At 71.6% G+C, this 366-nt stretch carries 1 pseudogene; it reads right to left on the bottom strand.

Going from position 1 to position 366, the window contains the following annotated elements:
• A pseudogene (locus tag AB4Z35_RS31275) lies at positions 1 to 234 on the bottom strand (RidA family protein); the annotation flags it as partial.
• Positions 235 to 366: the final 132 nt, after the last annotated feature.

Genomic DNA, 366 nt, shown 5'->3' with positions numbered 1-366 from the left:
GGCGTGGAGCGTGGCCAGCAGGTCGACGGCGATGGCGCGCGCGGCGGCCTTGCCGGTCTCGGTGTCGACGTCCTTGCCGAGCTTGCCGGCCCAGACCTTGCCGTCCTTGCGGGCGATGTGGCCCGAGAGAAAGACGGTGTTGCCGCTGGTCGCGGCCATGACATAGGCGGCGGCGGGGGCGCTGACGGGGGGCAGTTCCACGCCGAGGCGGGCGAGGGTGTCATATACGGACATGCATGGCTCCTGTTAGTGAAGTCGTCCTGGAAATATGGGGGGCGCCCCTTCGGCCGCGGTGGCGGCCGGTGGCGTGGCGGGTGCCGTGTTGCGCACGGCGGCGCGGCGGCCAAGGGCCACCACGGCAATCAC

The organism is Pseudomonas sp. KB_15 (assembly GCF_052114525.1).
In the GTDB taxonomy this organism is placed as follows: Bacteria; Pseudomonadota; Gammaproteobacteria; order Pseudomonadales; family Pseudomonadaceae; genus Aquipseudomonas.
Note: the sequence above shows the minus strand (reverse complement) of the source record. Positions and strands in the feature narration are given on the sequence as shown.